We start from the raw sequence: 15,094 nt of genomic DNA on the forward strand, positions 1-15,094 counted from the left end.
TCAAAGTATGGAAAGAATTAAAACGGCTGAGCAATGGAGAGATACTATACAGCAATCTAAGGATAAGGCCTGTCTAGTGTTAAAATTCAGTATGACATGTTTTAGTAGCATTTCAGCGTTAAAAGAGTTGAAAGCACTGGAAACAAATTTGCCTAAGTATTTAGTTATTGTGCAGAAGGATAGGGATGTCTCAAATATTATTGAGAACGATCTAAAGGTGAAGCATGAATCACCACAGCTATTAATTTTGAAAGATGGAAAAGGCGTCTGGCAAGCGACGCATTATAAAATAAAACAATCTCTTCTGTCGGAAGCAATTAGTATGTATGTTAAGTGAGCGGTTAATAAAAAAGATACCCATTCTTTTATACATGAAGGGGTATCCTTCTGAGAAAGTTTTCTAATGACCTAAAGCTTCATTTTGATGGTAATGAGTAGCAATGGATTCAATATCTAGCTGCTCATAGTTTGTCCAATTAACTTTTCTAAAATCTTCCTCACTAAAATAAATATTTAAAACCTCTGTCATATCTTTGTTTCCACCAGGTTCTGTTAATGGTGCGTACCAGGAAATAGATGGTGTTTTAACGCTTTTAAGCTTGGACAGCTCTGCAAATATCTTTGTAGAGTCCTTCAGCATTTGACTTTTTACACCTTTTGTAACATCTGCATCCTGAATGGAAATAGTGACAATCCCATTCTTTTCTTCAACAGTAAATTTATTTTTGACGGTAGCTCCCACTATATCTTCAACGGAAGTATTTTTATCGACAGCTACTTCTTTTGGAGCGGTATTTTTTCCGCAAGCTGATAGTAATAATGTGGCTAGTAAAAACAGATAAAATAACTTCTTCAATGTAATGACCTCCCTTGTTACTACTTATATGCGCAAAATAGAGGTGAATTATACAGGACGGTAGCAGGTTATTTGAAAGAAGGGTAGAAAATGCATCATGTTAATTTTGCCTTATTCTTTTTCGATGGAATTAACTAAGGTCGCTGTCCCAGTCGTCTTGACATTAACGTCAACATTGACTTCTAACTCTGGAAACATTGTTAACCAGTCATCTTTAATAGTATCCCATGCTTTGTAATCTTCTTTATGAAGTACTTCTCCAAAGTTCAAAATATCAACTTGATAATTATCTTTAATCGTATTAATGGTTTTTTCAATATTTTCTTTAATAAAGTTAGCGGTTTTTTTATCAATCATTTTTAAAGTTTTCTCTTTTGATAAATCAATGGCACATTTAACTTCTGCAACATTTTGTTCAACATCAATTTTCACATTTATTTTTGGGATCCCTTGTTCAAATTCCCCTTGAATAGTTGTTTTAGATTTTCCTATTTCAGTCGTAATAGATCCTTCATTAGGACAAGCGGTATTAATGACTGTGTTTTTAATATTATTCATTAAAAAATTATAATAGATACTTTCTGATTCAGTTAAATAACCTAGTAATTTATCCTTTTTAAATACCCCTAGTCCAGTGAAATGTAATACTGCCGATGTTTCAATTCTTTCAACATTATCTGGACGTTTACCTAATTCTTTGTCCCCAACTAACTCTATTGCTGATAAAACCGTACTTTTGTGTTCACCTCCCAACTCAGAAATTAAATCTTCAGTATCAACAAATTTTGTTGAGCCCCAAGCATCTTGGGAAGCAAGTGCGGAATTTAGAATCTTTTTTGCTGGTAATTTTTCTATAGGAGTTAAGACATTTAAAATATCTTTAGCCGTAGAGTTATAGGCTACAACAAAGTTAAAGTCACTTCTAATTGCTTGGTCTCTAGCCATAAAATCTAGAGCATCCGCAATTCCCTCAGATGCAAATTTTTCCCCGAAAACAACTAGTTGCATGTGAGTGAAATAGGCTCTTCTTGGAGAAGATGCAGTTAATTTCCTAATAGCTTCAAATAAGGATTTTCCAGTTACATGATAGGTAGTAACTGGCGCTTGACTACCAGATTTATTTTCAGACATTTCACCAGCATTGATAATTTGAACAGAGATAGAATATCCATCATCAACTTTATCAATACCTAAAGCCGAAACAATAGCTAGTTCGCTTAATTCACGCTTACTCCAACAGCCACTTAGCAATAGCGTAAATATGACTAGAAAAATTACTATTAAAGATTTTTTCATTTTATATTCACCTCTTCAAGTAAACTATTAAGAGGATGAACAAGTTTTTAAAGAAATATACTAAAAAATTAGATGATCAGAATATTCTAGAAAACTAGCGTACAACCTTACAACGAGTTACAGCTTTCAATCTATAAAGTTCATGTAATACAGGTTGATTAATTGTTATCTCTTGTCTCTTCGAAATTTTTCTCGCTTTATTTGAATCCTCTAAAAACGCCATTTCGCCATTCCAAAAATTTATCGTAGGTGATGGCTATTTTTTTTGTTATTAACAATAAGGGATAATTAATAATTATGGTGTATTGTGGAATATTACACTTAAACGAACGGAACCTATTTGTTTTAATATTACTTATTTGAGTTTTCTTTAAACGACGGACATAATATATCAAAAATTTCACACAATAAAGAAGGTTCTAACATGATGAAAGTGAATACATAATTTTTTTCTATTAACTATTGAATAGGTAGTTAAAAAACTGTATAGTGAAATTGTTTGTCTGACGTCTGACTACTTTTTAAATTAAGATCTATGACTGTTTCTTCAAGTTTCGATATTGAAACATAAAGAAGCGAAAGAATGGCTTTGTAGTTTTAGGGTCGAACGTCTAAAAAAATTATTATTGAAATTTATGGAGGAACTTATGAGATACTTAATATCCATTTGTGGATTGCTACTTGTTTTTGGTTTAGCTCTGATAATGAGTAAAAACAAGAAAGAAATAAAATATACAAACATAGTTCTTATGTTAATCATCCAATTTGTATTGGCAGTGGTACTTCTAAATACAAAATTTGGTTATGTTCTAATCAAAGGAATAACAAATGTATTTGATCATTTATTGTCTTACGCAAATACTGGCGTATCATTTGTTTTTGGAGGTGTACTGAATGAAGGAGAATTTTCCTTCTTTCTAGGTGTATTATTACCGATTATCTTTATATCTTCATTGATAGGGATCTTGCAGTATTTTAAAATTCTTCCTTTCTTCATGAAATGGATAGGTTTATTTTTAAGTAAAGTAAGTGGTATGGGGAAATTGGAATCATATAATGCTGTTGCCTCTGCGCTGGTAGGCCAATCGGAAGTATTCATTACTGTAAAAAAACAATTAGATAAGATTTCTCCACAACGAATGTATACATTATGCGCTTCAGCAATGTCTACCGTTTCTATGTCAGTTGTTGGAGCATATATGACTATGATTGAACCAAAATACGTTGTAACGGCGATTGTATTGAACTTGTTTGGTGGATTTATTATTGCTTCAATCATTAATCCGTATAGCGTAGAAGAAAGTGAAGATATCTTAACGATTGAAGATGAACATAAGCAAACTTTCTTTCAAATGCTTGGCGAATATATCTTGGATGGATTTAAAGTAGCTGTTATTGTTGGAGCTATGCTTATTGGTTTCGTAGCATTAATGGATTTAATCAATTCACTATTTGAAATGAGTATCGGTATATCTTTCCAAGAATTATTGGGTTATATCTTTGCACCAGTAGCTTTCCTAATGGGTGTACCATGGGCAGAAGCTATTACTGCCGGTGGAATTATGGCAACCAAATTAGTAACGAATGAATTCGTTGCAATGGCAAGCCTTGGAGAGGTAGCTAAGTCTATGAGTGCACATACACTGGGTATTATTTCTGTATTTGTTGTATCCTTTGCAAACTTTGCATCGATCGGTATTATTGCCGGAGCAGTAAAAGGTTTGAATGAAAGGCAAGCAGATGTAGTTGCTCGTTTTGGCTTAAAGTTGTTGTACGGAGCAACACTTGTTAGTATCTTAACGGCTACAATTGTTGGTATGGTTATTTAATTTAGAAAAAAGATATCGATTGTACTTTATAAAATCACAAACGTTTGAGTTTATGCCTTCCACACATCTGTGGAGGGCTTTTATTATGCAAAAAGGAATTGTTCAAATGGAAAAATGGATTGCTACAGTATTGGCACAATCATCTCTTTTGCTGTAGATGGTCTAGTGGATATGACTGTGTTAAATCAGCTTTATGGCTATTGACTACATCTCAAGAATAATGGGTGGTATTGTAAACTGTAATTTATTGTGAGCGTCTGGTCTTTTGATTTAAATAAATTGCTTATATTATAAAATAATAATTATTTATCGTTTTACAATAAAAAAGTATTGACTAAGGATGTGTTTTCAATTATTCTAGCATTAGAAAGTTGAGAAGGCGGTGAAATATGAAGCAGAAGGAATTAGCAAAGTGGTTAAAAATAATTATTGTTTTTTGTTGGTTATTTGGTTTGTTGTTCTGTAGCTATGTTGGACCAGAGACAGGGAAGAATATATTGCTAGATTCTGGTTCATTAAAAGAGGTATATAAACCTTTCATTGCTTTTATTTGGATCACTGGCATTCCTTACTTTTTTGCTTTATGTATAGGTTGGAGTATCTGTTCAGATATTAATGTAGGTAACGATTTCACATTAAAAAATGCAAATAGGTTAAAGCGTGTAACTGTTTTAGCAATGACAGAAGGAGTTTTATATGTCATCGCACTGCTTTATATATTTATTAGTGGGAACTACAATACTAATCTTTTAATGATTCTTTTGCTTATTCTATTTTTTGCAGTAGTTATTGCTGTATTCACTTCTTTACTTTCTTATTTGATGGGTAAAGCAAGTGAACTTAAACAGGATAACGAATTAACGATTTGAGGTGTAACATGGTTATCATGGTTAATCTTGATGTGATGCTGGCAAAAAGGAAAATGAGTGTTACCGAATTATCGGAAAAACTGGGTATCACAATGGCAAACGTCTCGATTCTAAAAACTGGAAAAGCAAAAGCTATCAGATTTTCAACATTAGAAAAAATATGTGAAGTTTTAGATTGTCAGCCAGGTGATATCTTTGAATATCAAAAAAATAATTAAACTAATTTTAATGGAGGAAGATAGGATGAAAACAAAATATGTAATTGCATCTACACCAATTCTTTTAGGAGTAATCTGTTTTATTGCGAAGGCAATCATTGGGAGTAATGTAGCTGCAGATGGCACTTTAGAAGAACCTTTCTTTTTGATTCCAATTGGATTTTTATTATTCTTCTTAGGGATTGTGTCACTAGCAGGTGTGGCATTGATTTCACTGTTTAAGAAAACACAAGTTTCAAACTAATAAAATTATATTTTGCTTAAAGGCTACCAACCATTTAAACAAAAGCTATCAAATTATCAACATTAGAAAAAATATGTGAAGTATTAGACTGCCAACCAGGTGATATCTTTGAATATCAAAAAAATAATTAAACTAATTTTAATGGAGGAAGATAGGATGAAAATAAAATATGTAATTGCATCTACACCAATTCTTTTAGGAGTAATCTGTTTTATTGCGAAGGCTATTATTAGAAGTAATGTAGCTGCAGATGGCACTCTAGAAGAACCTTTCTTTTTGATTCCAATGGGCTTTTTATTATTCTTCTTGGGTATTGTGTCATTAGCTGGTATGGCATTGACTTCAATGTTTAAGAAAACACAAGTTTCAAACTAAAAAAGTTAATTTGTATAAAAGGCTACTAACCGTCCAAAAAAATAACCAGGCGCTCATCGTGAGTACCTGGTTATTTTTTGTATGACATTTAGATATAAAAGATTACGATAAATAAAGTTGATACATTGAAGTGTCTTCATCCAAAGATTTTGCAATGTCAAAAGCCTCTTGTTGAGTTTTAGTATTATTAATTATTTCATACATAAATCGTATTAAAAACATTAGATTTGCATTGCCGTCTATGTAATCATTTGGAGCGATATAAGAATGACAGCCACTTTTTAAAAATGCTGATGCTAATTGTTCAACACCTAATGTACAGCCTGCAGCAATAACTTTTATATCATTTAATTTTGAATAACGCATGACTTCCTCAGGACCAAAAAATTCCCCGCGGGGCTCGTTTCTTTCATAAATATCTTCTCCTAGCTCATTCATACATAATCTCCCTTCATCTCCATGGAAATTTAGAATTAAATAATCGATCTTCTCGTCTCGATCTTCTCCAGATAACAAATCAATAAGATCGTTTGGTCTGCCTATCCAATGTACTGTAACTCTTGCTCCAAAGTACTCAAGGGTTGAACGTAAGGCATGCGCTTCCATACCCGTATCAGGACCAACTGCTAAACTAACATACAATTCTGGTTTGCTCATTCTAATAACTCCTTTTATTATATTTTCTATTTGTATAAAACACTGAATATATAACAGTATTTTACAATTATGAATTATAATTGTTTGGAAATTATTTTACAAATAATCGTACATATAAATAGGGAACTTAGGAGACAAAAGTACATAAAAAATTGATAACCTTACTTAATTTGCTGTACGTTAAGAGCCGTATTTGTAAAGGCCAATAGAAAGTCTATAGGGTGTTTAAGTAATAAATCGAATAAATCATCATATATAGAAGAAATAGCATATCAAGCTTAATGAGCGTGATAGTCTTACACAAATAGACTAAATATAGAAAATTGGCTGGAATGGTAGAGAGGGGAGTAGAAGATATGAAAGAACAAAAACAAATGACTATGTATGATATTTTAGAACAACCAATTAAAAAGCCTTCCACAGATGTTAATAAGACTATTGATAAGAAATTAAAAGGCCCCCGTAAAAAAGGGTATATTGTTCGGAGATCGTATTAATATGTGTAAGTTATAGCTTTAATTCAGGCGTAATGATTAGGGAAAATAGGTTTATTATTGAGCGATAAAAGGAATTTTTCGTTGCTGTTTTGCACTATAAAAAGTCCAATTTCTCAACATTAAAACTAAGAAATTGGACTTTATCATTACTTCGGAATAGCGCCGGATTGTAGAATATTGAAAAACACGATGACTATAAAATAACCCCACAGTCATTTGCTAAAGCCTCTTTTGATTTAATAAGGAAATTTTAAGAGCCAACTTTCTAGTCCCAATCCATATAAAAACTCACCTCTAGCTTTTCTTGCCCACAATCTGGACAATCTAGAACATCACTTTGATTAATATCGTCAAAAGGCTTTGTCGGCATTTTAGTATTACATCGAGGACAAGTAGGAGTATTCGTGTAAGATTGGATTCCTGACTTCATGTGTAAATGTACTTTATTTAATAGGTAACAACACTTCTGACAAACATATAGACCGTCGTAACACTCAAAAGATGTTTCCTTGTTATTAATAAACTTTCTGATATATTGCCGACCTTCTTCTTCCTCATACCATTCTAAAATCGAACTCAAGTTTATATACCTAAATCCAATTCCTAAAAAAACATTTTGATTGTAAGAGCAATGTCTGCAGTTCAAATTACAAGCTTCTCCCATAAATCTCAATACCTCTCTTGTCCAGTTTAGATGGAAAACAATACAGAGGGATTTTAACACAAATATCCAGATATTAGAGGTGTTATCCCATAAAATGGACCTAATCTTGAAATAGACGCAATCATTTTTAAATAATTGAGCCATTGAATACGAAGTGCCTACTCTCAATAAAGATGGACTTTCTAATTTAACTTTGTCGGCTTATTTTTTTTATGTATTGTTTTAAATTTTTGCACACGAGAGAAAACTGCATAAAAAAATCACCCTCCAATAATGGAGAGTGATTCGTTCAAAAGCCATGTGGCTAGTAAGATTAAATTTAAAAAGCCGCGTATGCCGTAGTTATTATAGAAAGTTTTAAACCACCACTCCTCAAAGTGGGTGTTCGCAGAAGCTTTCCTGCTTATCCTCATGCACCATGGTGTGAGGCCCGTCATTCCAACTCCAATAATAAAACTCCCTTTTACAGCTTAAAGGTTAAAACTTAATATTGTACGAACAATGCAGCCTTTAAGGATATAATAAAGGATGATAAACAAACTTGCAAGTAAGATGGTTTTTGCAAAAAAGTCAATGGGCAAGAGTTCCAAATCATATAGGATTGGAATGAACAACGCCCAAAATACTTGAAACTCCTCCATACATTATTCACAAATGAGAACGAAAAATACGAACAACCTTTGCTAAATAGGATAGATTATGTAAAGATAGGAGCATAAATAGGGTTTACCTAGTAAAAAAATAAAAGGAGGAAGCGGAAATGGCAGCTTATCCAAATTGTCCGAAATGTAATTCTGAATACACATATGAGGATGGATCGAACTTTGTATGTCCAGAATGTGCGCATGAGTGGAGCACAGATGTTACAGAGCAGGAGTCAGATACACTAATTGTGAAGGATGCACATGGCAATCTACTTGCAGACGGTGATTCCGTAACAATTATTAAGGATTTAAAGGTTAAGGGTAGTTCTTCAACATTAAAAATTGGGACAAAGGTGAAAAGCATTCGTCTCGTTGAAGGAGATCACAATATTGACTGTAAAATCGATGGCTTTGGTGCAATGAAATTAAAGTCAGAGTTCGTAAAAAAAGCATAATAACTATAAAAAGAGTCGTAATATGAAGCGCCCCAAACTTGAAGTTGGAAGGCTATTCAAAACCGACTCTTTTTTATTTTTATTCAGTAGGTGTCTAAACACCTATTGAATAAAAATAAAGCCTCCGGACGCAATAACGCCAAGGCAAAATTGATTTCAATATTTTTTAGTAATTACTGTAACATTTAGAAAAGATATACGTTTTACTTGTGGAATTGCAAAGCGAGGGGATGGCATGGACAGACAGCGGAAAAACGAGCTTGAGCAACTTTATGAAAAATACGCGAAATCGTTATATTATTTTCTGCTGAAGATGTCTGGGTCAGTGCATGTAGCGGAAGATTTAGTGCAAGAAACATTTGTACGAGCTACGATATCGTTGTCGTTTTATAAAGAGGAGGATGTGAGAGCATGGTTATTCAAAGTAGCGCGGAACACGTATTTAGATGAATGGCGTAAGCAGAAAAGGCGAAGGACTATTCCGTTCGCACACTTATTTTGGAAAGATGAAATGCTAAGTCCGTATGGGCTTCCAGAAGAGGATTTTCTAATGCAGGAAGTGACGGAAGATGTACAGGCGTTGCTGAAATTTTTGCCTGAAAATTACCGAACGATTTTATATTTACGTGAATATGAACAATTCACCTACTTAGAATTACAGGAGGCACTGGAGCTTTCGGAGGGGCAGGTGAAAATACTTTTGCATCGTGCCCGCAAAAGGTTGGAGGAAATAGTAAAAAAGAATGGAGGTTTTCAACATGAATGAGTGGTCGCAGGAGAATGAAAAAAAGATTTTAAGAAAATACCGTTTTACATTAACATTTCAAGTCCTACGTGTATTGCTAATATGCTTCTTTATTTATGCTCTCTATATAATAGGAGTGTCCGTCGTTTTTGATAAAGCGCGTCCAGATCTTAAACATATTTATAACTCTTTAATAGCACTTCAATGGCAGCATCCAAATATTACGGGTCGAGATACTTCAGGTTTGTCGTCAGAAATAACACCATTTTTGACGCAAAAATTTAGCTATCCTCTTGAGAAGCAGGTAGGAAAGGAAAAGGTAGTAGTCGGCGAAATGCATGTTGAAAAATCTATATTGGATTCTAATTCATCTCTGAGTATGGATTTACCGTCGACAAATACATCACAGCAATTTAATTTTAATTTACCCGAAGATCCTGTAACCGGAAAAGCAACAGCATCTCATCTTAATAATAATATATGGAAGACGTTAGAAAAATTACCTGAGGGAACTGTAGCGGAAATGGCATTTTCGATTTCAACCTATAAAGAACCTATAGAATTGGTAAAAATGATTGCTCCGTACGATGTCCAAATCGTTTGGATGCCATTATACACAGGTGAGTTTAAATCCTTTGAACCAGCTTCTTCTAGCTACAACAGTGGTTCAATTACAATTTATGATAGTTTCGGGTTATCAGGAGGCTTAAAAGTTAGTGATGATTATTCACATATATCGCAAGCACAAGAAATAGAATATAATGTGAAAGATAGCCAGCGATGGATGTTAGAAAATATGGAAAGACTTTTAACTGAAAAGGAAAGCTATTATGAGGGATTTCTAGGTTTACATCATTTGCAAGAACGCTATGATTATATAAAAAAGAATGGATTTCAAGCTTATGGCGCTGTTGTAACAGGACCGGCAAAGCGACTATGGATGCTTCAAGATTTAGAAGGTATTTCTAATGAAATGCTAGGGGATGTCGAACTTATGAATGGATATAATTGGTGATTAAAGAAGTTGTCTCAGGTTACGTTGAGACAACTTCTTTCTGCTGATGTAACATTATTTTGTAAACCTGCGCAACATAATAGCAAAAGCAGCACCGACTAGTGCAAAAATAGTATGTAAAATAGCTATGTAGCTAGCTCCAATTAGCAGTGTCCCAATTTCCGTAAAGGAATAGTCGATGACATAGAGTGGATTATTAATATTATTAATGACGGCCCAGACGAAAACAGGCACAAAGCTAATGGCGAAAACAATCCAAATGTTTTTGTAAAAAAAGTAAGTAAGACAACCGAAAATTGCGTATGATACAACAAAGCTTTTATGATTGCCTAGTAAGGATGAGTTAATGGCAAACATAAAGGATAGCACGATAAAAACAAGATGAAAAAATGTTAAGGTACTTTTCATAGGGAATTTATAAACTAGTGATTGCTCTGAAGTGTCGAGCTGACGACAATGCTCACAATTAGCTAAATGTTGTTCAACAAATTCTATAGTACTTGCTTGGAGCGCTTGTTTTTTATACAACGGTATTAAATCCTCTACAATTGAACATTCCTGTGACAAAAGCTTCCCTCCAATCGATCTCCTTCCATTATACGACTTTTTAACTTCTTTCAGCAGATAAATACGGGTTTAAGTTAATTTTCAGCGGGTGTCCAAACATCCGCTGAAATAGAGGAACTCAGGGTAAGAGCTTCACATCCAGTGAAAACACCTGAGTGACCAACGTCGTGTTGACCTAAAGCTCCGGCGAATGAAAATAAAAAAAGCCTTCCGTGAGTTAATTCATCGGAAAACTTGTGCATGCACCATATTAATTTGATGTTAATACTTCATTTGTCAAAGCTTGAATATCAATATGTGTTTTTTCCTTCACAGCATCTTTCAAAATCTCAGTACGGAAATAGTGAACTGAAGCTTCGAGGGGGATTACTAAAAGCTTGGTAAGAGCTGTTTGATACATATACACAAATTCTTTGTCTGTGTTTCCACGTTTTAATTCAGCAAAGGCTTCATAAAATTGGTCAAGCTTATCCGCAAATTCAAGTAGACGGCCTTCTAACGTGCTGTCCTTGCCTTCTTTCATACGCTCAAAGAAGATGGCCTGAAACTCTTGTGGGATTTCATTAATAATGAATTTTTCCATCATTTTTTCTTCGACATGTGCAAGTAATTGCTTAAGCTCTGGGCTCGCATGCTTTACTGGGGTTTTAATATCGCCGATAAATACTTCAGCAAAGTCGTGATTGATGGTTTTTTCATATAACGATTTCCAATTTACAGTAGCTCCATTCATTTCTTCGAGTGTGGCAAAGAACATAGCATACTGTGATACCTTCCAAGAGTGAGCAGCCACATTATGCTCTTCAAATTTAAAGCGTCCAGGGCAACGAATAATACGCTCTAGGTCATTAAGACTTGTAAAAAATTGATGAATTCCTATAAAAATCACTCCTTTTCGTTCTATATGTGCATGTTACTATAATCAATACCCTCTTTGTGTAGATTTCAAACAATTTAACAATGATTCAATTTGCGTTTACAAAGGATTCACAATTGCCGATAAGGCACGCATATGTTGAGTGCTATAATGAGGGGGACTGAGTAAAAGGGGAGTATGCACAATAATGATTTCAATTTATACACTTCTTCTTTATATACATATTTTAAGTGCCATCCTTTCGATTGGGCCATTGTTTGTAGTTTTACCAATTGTTAAGAAAATGCGTACAGCATTCTATGTTGAGATGTCACCGTATATTGAGGCTTTTAAAGGAGCAATTACAATCGTCAAGCATTCAGGACATGTTCTTGTTGCATCGGGTATTATATTAATGTGGCATGCGGGCTATCATTGGAGTACCTCGTGGATTGTGCTTACATTTCTTGTATTGCTTGCCTCTATCGTTTTTTTAGCAAGAGCGTTTAAACCGACTTTACGAACATTTAATACACATGCCTATGACCAACAAAAATTTGCTTCATTGTTACATAAGAAAGCATGGATGTACATTTTGTTATTGCTCATCATGTTATGGTTAATGGTAGCAAAGCCTGTATTATGGTAAAGGATTTCTCCATAGCAAAAATTCGCACCCTAAGTGGAGTGCGAATTTTTTTTCAATTGCTAAGTAAACGTTTAAAGTAGTTTTTACGAATAAATAAGTAACTAACGAAGAACAGGATAAAGAAACATACAGAACTCATCAAAGAGACTTTTAAAAATGTGGTTGAAACCATTGTTCGCATAGCAAATAAAGTAACAAACAACATCGTAATCGCTATCGCAAATGGCACAAATATGAGGATTGCTAGCTCCTTAGAAACTACAGTGAATAACTCTTTTTTGGATAAACCAAGCTTCCGTATGCCTAAATACTTTTCTTTTTCCTGGAGAAGTGTCGTTTGTAAATAGAAGTAGAGTATACTCATAGCGGCACTTAAGAAAATCAAACTCAACATAGAGCCGATAAAGAACATGACACTTTTTACAAACAGTTCTGAGTCATATAAGTCGATTTTTGAAGCTACATACCGTTGCTGAGATATAGTTGGGAGATCCTCAGTAATTTTTCTCGCAAGTTCTGTATGCGTTGTCCAATTGTCGAGCTCAAATATATAAGTTTTATAAACAGGATAGTCGATACTATTATAAAGAAGATCGGGTACAATAAAATATGTTTGCTGGAACCCAGTGGATAATAAGTTTCTCTCATCTACAGACGCCAGCTTTAAATGCTTAAGATAATGGTCTTCATCAATATTCGTTATTGGTGCTAGTTTATGATTACCAGCGACAGCTATAAATTCATTGTTATTTAAGCTAACGGTTTGATTTTTTAACAGATTATAGTTTGAAACTGACATATAACCAAGTCGTTTATCTTCATTCGATTTAAATTCAATAAAGTATTTTTGCGAATCCACTGTAGATAATTGTTTTTCAAGATATTCAACATCAGCTTTTACCATGCTTGCATCAGCCTTAGGATCTGCGATGTATTGAAAGCTATAGGGATAGTTCGCTTCGCTGTCCTTTGCAACATTATAGTAGGAGCTAAATAAAATGCTTGTACATAAAAATACACCGCTTATTAAAATCGTTATTAAAAATAGCATATTTGCGTGCGACTTCATTTTTGCATTGAGGTTGGAAGCCAGTAACATATTTGTTTTCCGCATATAGGCTGGCGATTTCTCAAAGATTTTTAGCAGGAAGCACATTCCTTGTGAGATGATTAGATAAATTGTAGAAAGAATACTCGCGAAAAACACGATGTAGTAAAGAATACCAAAGCTAACTACAATATCATGATCAATTTTTAATAAATAGGCTAAAGTGGTGGAAATAGTAATACTAATAATTAATAAAAGATAATGAGAATTTATCGATTTTTCGATGACAATATCACTTTTTAAAAGCTGAATTGACGCTTCTTTATTAATAAATCTTGTCATTATTTTTGAAATAACAACAAATAATACAAGGAATAAACCAACAGTTAAAACGATTGCTTTAATCGGAATATACATGCCGAAAGTTTCTGCTTTTAACACAGCCTTGGCACCCATTAAGAAGAGCGGTGTAATGACAAGCCCAAGAATAATTGCTGCAATAATCGCCATTACACCAATAAGAATATTTTCACGAAAAACTAGTGTACGAATTTGTTTCATGGATGCACCGGTAATCATAAAGATGCCTAGTGTTTTTGTTTTTTTCTTCAAAAACGCCATTATGGAGTACGCAATGAAAATAAATGAAAATAAATAGACGAGCATACTCGCCAACATTAATGAAATGCCAAGTGTTGAGCCTGGGTCCATACTATTAAGACTGGGATGAAAAGCGATAACTGTAAATAAAAAGAAAATAATGATAGAAAACATACTGCTAAGGAAATAAGAAACGTATGTCCATTTGTCACGTAAAATATTTTGTACAACGATATGATTAAAGCTCATGTTGTCCACCACCTAAAAAAGCAAGCGTGTCCATGATTTCCTGGTAAAATTGTTTACGGTTATTGCCACGATGAATTTCGTTATATAATTTACCATCTTTAATGAATATAATACGATTTGCGAAGCTTGCTACATAAGGGTCATGCGTCACCATTAAAATGGCCGTTTTCAGTTCGGTATGAATAGAACTAAATAAGTTCATGACATCATTTACTGCCTTTGAATCGAGATTTCCTGTAGGTTCATCGGCTAACAATAAACTCGGTTCATGAATAACCGCACGTGCAATAGCTACACGTTGTTTTTGTCCACCAGAAATTTCATAAATTCGTTTTGGAAGAAGCTCCTCAATGCCAAGAAATTGAGATATATGTGTAAGTCGTTGATGCATTTTATTGGCAGGTAAACTATCCAGAGTTAGTGGCAATAAAATATTTTCTTTCACTGTTAATGTGTGTACAAGGTTAAAATCTTGAAAGACAAAGCCTAATTCTGAACGGCGGAATTTTGCAAGCTCCTCATCATCTAATGAATAAGGATTTCTGCCATTTATAAGAATTTCACCAGCAGTAGGGCGATCGATTGTTGATACGCTATTTAAAAATGTAGTTTTACCACTTCCAGAAGGCCCCATAACGGCCACGAATTCGTTCTCACCAAGTTTAAAATCTATACCATTCAAAGCCTTATATGTGATTTCTCCGATATATTCTTTTTGTAGATTGGTTACTTGTAGAATTGAGTTTCCCAACTTTGAACAA

Annotated in this window: 18 protein-coding genes, 1 other RNA gene and 1 pseudogene; 12 read left to right on the forward strand and 8 right to left on the reverse strand. The window is 33.8% G+C overall.

Annotation, left to right across the window (positions count from 1 at the left end; all coding sequences use genetic code 11):
* Nucleotides 1–7 precede the first annotated feature (7 nt).
* A complete protein-coding gene (ytxJ, locus tag AB9L17_RS01695; protein WP_068985903.1) occupies nt 8–337 on the forward strand; it encodes a bacillithiol system redox-active protein YtxJ in 330 nt (109 codons plus the stop codon).
* Between the two features lie 63 nt (nt 338–400).
* On the opposite strand, the gene AB9L17_RS01700 is transcribed toward ytxJ, so the two are convergent.
* Both AB9L17_RS01700 and AB9L17_RS01705 read right to left on the reverse strand, forming a co-directional pair.
* Nucleotides 401–856 carry a hypothetical protein gene (locus tag AB9L17_RS01700; protein ID WP_068985904.1) on the reverse strand — a complete coding sequence of 152 codons (456 nt, stop codon included), beginning with the start codon at nt 854–856 and terminating at the stop codon, nt 401–403.
* 111 nt (nt 857–967) lie between these two features.
* Nucleotides 968–2,152 (reverse strand): Ger(x)C family spore germination protein, encoded by a 1,185-nt coding sequence (locus AB9L17_RS01705; RefSeq protein WP_223554695.1) that lies wholly within the window; start codon nt 2,150–2,152, stop codon nt 968–970.
* Nucleotides 2,153–2,799: 647 nt separating this feature from the next.
* Between AB9L17_RS01705 and AB9L17_RS01710 the strand changes: the two genes are divergently transcribed.
* The 6 genes and pseudogenes from AB9L17_RS01710 to AB9L17_RS01735 all read left to right on the forward strand — a co-directional run bounded on the left by AB9L17_RS01710 (nt 2,800) and on the right by AB9L17_RS01735 (nt 5,687).
* The gene (locus AB9L17_RS01710; RefSeq protein WP_375199960.1) at nt 2,800–3,981 is read left to right on the forward strand and encodes a NupC/NupG family nucleoside CNT transporter; all 1,182 of its coding nucleotides are present in this window, start codon (nt 2,800–2,802) and stop codon (nt 3,979–3,981) included.
* Nucleotides 3,982–4,370: 389 nt separating this feature from the next.
* Nucleotides 4,371–4,850, forward strand: a complete 480-nt coding sequence (locus AB9L17_RS01715; protein WP_068985907.1) for a DUF2975 domain-containing protein — start codon at nt 4,371–4,373, stop codon at nt 4,848–4,850.
* An 8-nt stretch (nt 4,851–4,858) separates the two neighbouring features.
* Nucleotides 4,859–5,068 carry a helix-turn-helix domain-containing protein gene (locus AB9L17_RS01720; protein ID WP_068985908.1) on the forward strand — a complete coding sequence of 70 codons (210 nt, stop codon included), beginning with the start codon at nt 4,859–4,861 and terminating at the stop codon, nt 5,066–5,068.
* A gap of 25 nt (nt 5,069–5,093) precedes the next feature.
* Nucleotides 5,094–5,312, forward strand: a complete 219-nt coding sequence (locus AB9L17_RS01725) for a DUF3955 domain-containing protein (protein WP_068985952.1) — start codon at nt 5,094–5,096, stop codon at nt 5,310–5,312.
* A gap of 41 nt (nt 5,313–5,353) precedes the next feature.
* Nucleotides 5,354–5,443, forward strand: a pseudogene (locus AB9L17_RS01730) (helix-turn-helix domain-containing protein); the annotation flags it as partial.
* 25 nt (nt 5,444–5,468) lie between these two features.
* Nucleotides 5,469–5,687: a DUF3955 domain-containing protein gene (locus AB9L17_RS01735; RefSeq protein ID WP_223554692.1), complete on the forward strand. Its 219-nt coding sequence runs from the start codon at nt 5,469–5,471 to the stop codon at nt 5,685–5,687.
* 102 nt (nt 5,688–5,789) lie between these two features.
* Here the strand turns inward: AB9L17_RS01735 and AB9L17_RS01740 are convergent, their stop codons facing one another.
* A complete protein-coding gene (locus tag AB9L17_RS01740; RefSeq protein ID WP_223554690.1) occupies nt 5,790–6,344 on the reverse strand; it encodes a delta-aminolevulinic acid dehydratase in 555 nt (184 codons plus the stop codon).
* A 356-nt stretch (nt 6,345–6,700) separates the two neighbouring features.
* Between AB9L17_RS01740 and AB9L17_RS01745 the strand changes: the two genes are divergently transcribed.
* Nucleotides 6,701–6,841 carry a hypothetical protein gene (locus AB9L17_RS01745; RefSeq protein WP_175401796.1) on the forward strand — a complete coding sequence of 47 codons (141 nt, stop codon included), beginning with the start codon at nt 6,701–6,703 and terminating at the stop codon, nt 6,839–6,841.
* 984 nt (nt 6,842–7,825) lie between these two features.
* On the opposite strand, the gene ssrS is transcribed toward AB9L17_RS01745, so the two are convergent.
* Nucleotides 7,826–8,018: non-coding RNA, 6S RNA (gene ssrS / locus AB9L17_RS01750), on the reverse strand.
* Between the two features lie 247 nt (nt 8,019–8,265).
* On the opposite strand from ssrS, the gene AB9L17_RS01755 reads away from it, so the two are divergent.
* From AB9L17_RS01755 to AB9L17_RS01765, 3 genes are all read left to right on the forward strand, one after another.
* Complete coding sequence (locus tag AB9L17_RS01755) at nt 8,266–8,604, forward strand: zinc ribbon domain-containing protein YjdM (RefSeq protein ID WP_223554688.1); 339 nt, start codon at nt 8,266–8,268, stop codon at nt 8,602–8,604.
* 235 nt (nt 8,605–8,839) lie between these two features.
* Entirely contained in the window at nt 8,840–9,370 is a 531-nt protein-coding gene (locus AB9L17_RS01760; RefSeq protein ID WP_375199961.1) for a sigma-70 family RNA polymerase sigma factor, read from the forward strand.
* Nucleotides 9,363–10,364 (forward strand): anti-sigma factor, encoded by a 1,002-nt coding sequence (locus AB9L17_RS01765; RefSeq protein ID WP_375199962.1) that lies wholly within the window; start codon nt 9,363–9,365, stop codon nt 10,362–10,364. The genes AB9L17_RS01760 and AB9L17_RS01765 overlap by 8 nt, the downstream gene beginning before the upstream one ends.
* A 54-nt stretch (nt 10,365–10,418) precedes the next feature.
* On the opposite strand, the gene AB9L17_RS01770 is transcribed toward AB9L17_RS01765, so the two are convergent.
* Nucleotides 10,419–10,931 carry a zf-HC2 domain-containing protein gene (locus AB9L17_RS01770; protein ID WP_223554683.1) on the reverse strand — a complete coding sequence of 171 codons (513 nt, stop codon included), beginning with the start codon at nt 10,929–10,931 and terminating at the stop codon, nt 10,419–10,421.
* Nucleotides 10,932–11,181: 250 nt separating this feature from the next.
* Nucleotides 11,182–11,820, reverse strand: a complete 639-nt coding sequence (locus AB9L17_RS01775; RefSeq protein ID WP_083227086.1) for a YfbR-like 5'-deoxynucleotidase — start codon at nt 11,818–11,820, stop codon at nt 11,182–11,184.
* 175 nt (nt 11,821–11,995) lie between these two features.
* Between AB9L17_RS01775 and AB9L17_RS01780 the strand changes: the two genes are divergently transcribed.
* Complete coding sequence (locus AB9L17_RS01780; RefSeq protein WP_223554681.1) at nt 11,996–12,436, forward strand: hypothetical protein; 441 nt, start codon at nt 11,996–11,998, stop codon at nt 12,434–12,436.
* 52 nt (nt 12,437–12,488) lie between these two features.
* Here AB9L17_RS01780 and AB9L17_RS01785 read toward each other — a convergent pair whose 3' ends face one another.
* Complete coding sequence (locus tag AB9L17_RS01785) at nt 12,489–14,333, reverse strand: FtsX-like permease family protein (RefSeq protein WP_223554679.1); 1,845 nt, start codon at nt 14,331–14,333, stop codon at nt 12,489–12,491.
* A complete protein-coding gene (locus AB9L17_RS01790; protein ID WP_068985918.1) occupies nt 14,323–15,084 on the reverse strand; it encodes an ABC transporter ATP-binding protein in 762 nt (253 codons plus the stop codon). Before AB9L17_RS01790 ends, AB9L17_RS01785 begins: the two co-directional genes overlap by 11 nt.
* Nucleotides 15,085–15,094: the final 10 nt, after the last annotated feature.

The sequence above is a fragment of the Lysinibacillus sp. RS11 genome (assembly GCF_042019215.1).
Lineage (GTDB): Bacteria > Bacillota > Bacilli > Bacillales_A > Planococcaceae > Lysinibacillus > Lysinibacillus xylanilyticus_A.